The organism is Caballeronia terrestris (assembly GCF_001544515.1).
In the GTDB taxonomy this organism is placed as follows: Bacteria; Pseudomonadota; Gammaproteobacteria; order Burkholderiales; family Burkholderiaceae; genus Caballeronia; species Caballeronia terrestris.
Map to the genome: position 1 here is coordinate 1 of NZ_FCOL02000297.1, position 2124 is coordinate 2124.

Below are 2124 nucleotides of genomic sequence, written 5' to 3' on the forward strand. Positions count from 1 at the left end.
GAATCCACACCGCTTCGCCGCTCCAGCGCGAGTGGATTACCTTGTTCTTGAATGGCAGCAATTCGAGAAAGCGCTGACAGGTCAGCGGGGCCTTCTCTTCTTCAAGCCGCCCGATAAAGTGGAACGGTCCGGCTTCTACGTTGATTCTCGTCATGTCGCCTCCCGAATTCGGTATCTGTGCCGCATCCATGCAAAAGAAAAACAGGTGCATGAAGTGGCTATTGAGGAATGACCATTCGAACCCCGTTGCCGGAGACTATCAAAGTTCGAATATGAAATTCAAGAGGCGAGCGGGTGCTTTCCGATGGAGCGGGCGTTTGCCGTATCCAGATGCAGCGCGCCATTTGTCACCGGCGCGGTGATGCGCAATAGGCACCTTTTCTCCGGGCCGCGCGGTGCGCGGTTCGCGCGGGCAGGATCGAGGCGACGATCGACAGGCTTAGGTTCGATCATGATGTCGGTCAGTTCGAATGCCTTGGTTTAGTCCGCATCGGTGATCGGACCGGGGACGATGAGCCGCTCCTGAATAGGCGACCGCGCGAGGCGCGACACGGCGTAGTAAAGGATGCCAGGCACGACGATGCCCACGATCCACGACACGTCCACGCCGAGCGCGTCGACCCACGGACCCGTGTAGAAGCCCGTCGCGACGAACGGCATCTGTACGAGCACGCCAACCGCATAGACCGCGATGCCGGCGACGTTCCATCGGCCGTAGCGTCCGTTGATGTCGAAGAGGGCGGGCACATCGTAGCGCTCGCGCGTGACCCAGTAATAATCGACAAGATTGATCGCGCTCCACGGCGTGAAGAACACGAGCAGGAACAGCAGGAAGGAAGAGAACGCCTTCAGGAACGAGTGCTGTCCGGCGAGCGCGAGTCCGCTCGATGCCGCCACGCTCAGCAGCACGAAGACGAGACGCGTGCGGGCCGATATCTCACGCTGTCCGCCGAACCCGGTGACGATCGTCGCGACCGACATCACGCTGCCATATGCGTTGAGCGTGGTGATCGTAAGCTTTCCGAGTGCGATCGTGAGGTAGAGCACGGCGGCAATCGCGCCGGTCGCGCCGAGTCCGACGATGAACGAGACCTCGTGTCCGGAAAAGCGATCGCCCGCGAGCGCCGCGGCTAGCACGCCGAAGGTCATCGAAACCTGTGCGCCGATCACCGTGCCGCTGAACCGCGAAGAACGTCTTGAGCGCGGAGGTCGACTTCGGCAGATAGCGCGAATAGTCCGCGACATAGGGTCCATACGCGATCTGCCACGAAGCCGACAGCGAGATAGCAAGAAGGAAGGACGCGACGGTGAAGTGACGGTTCGCGAGCAGGGTGTCGAGCGCGTGGCCGTGGAGGAGGCTGGCGAACAGATACAGGAACGCGAGCGTTCCGACGATGCTCGACAAGCGGCCCATCGCATGGATGATGCGATAGCCGAGGCCCGTGAGCAGCACGACCAGCGTCGAGAAGATCAGGATCGACGTGGTGTTGTCCGTGTGCAATAGCTCGGCGATCGCCTGTCCGGCGAGTACCGTGCCGCCCGCGGAGAAGCCGATGTACATCACGCAGACGAGCACCAGCGGAATGATCGCGCCGTACAGGCCGAACTGCACGCGGCTGGAGATCATCTGCGGCAGGCCGAGTTGCGGACCTTGCGCGCCGTGCAATGCCATCACGGCGCCACCGATGATCTGGCCGATCAGGAGCCCGATCAGCGACCAGAACACGTCGCCGCCGTGACCTGAAGGTTCGCGCCTAACCACAGCGTGAACTGGCTGAACAGATTGCCGTGGCGCTCGGCGTCGGGAATATAGTCGATCGAGCGGCGCTCGATCAGCGACGCATTGGCCGCGAATGTCGTGGTTTCATGTTCCATGCTCGTCTCCTGAGCGGTAAGGAACTGCTGTGAAAAGGATGATGCGATGTCAAGGTGTTGCGAGCTTCATCGCGCATCGGCGAAGGCCCGTCACGCAAATAGCGAACGGGCGATGACGGTGCGCTGAATCTCCGAAGAGCCTTCGTAAATCCGCAGGATTCGTGCGTCGCGCACGAGGCGCTCGATTCTCATCTCGCGCGTGAAACCGTAGCCGCCGTGAACCTGTAACGCGGAGTCGGTGACGAACGC

At 61.3% G+C, this 2124-nt stretch carries 3 protein-coding genes and 1 pseudogene; all 4 read right to left on the bottom strand.

Translation table 11 applies throughout. The features are described from left to right. On the bottom strand, positions 1-211 hold a 211-nt coding region (locus tag AWB67_RS36750), incomplete at its 3' end, for a DUF3830 family protein (RefSeq protein WP_327367155.1). Positions 212-279: 68 nt separating this feature from the next. Further along, entirely contained in the window at positions 280-453 is a 174-nt protein-coding gene (locus AWB67_RS41210; protein WP_159965144.1) for a hypothetical protein, read from the bottom strand. Positions 454-480: 27 nt separating this feature from the next. Next, a pseudogene (locus AWB67_RS36755) lies at positions 481-1875 on the bottom strand (purine-cytosine permease family protein). Positions 1876-1965: 90 nt separating this feature from the next. Continuing rightward, the coding region (locus tag AWB67_RS36760; RefSeq protein ID WP_268808167.1) for an acyl-CoA dehydrogenase family protein at positions 1966-2124 on the bottom strand (159 nt) is incomplete at its 5' end.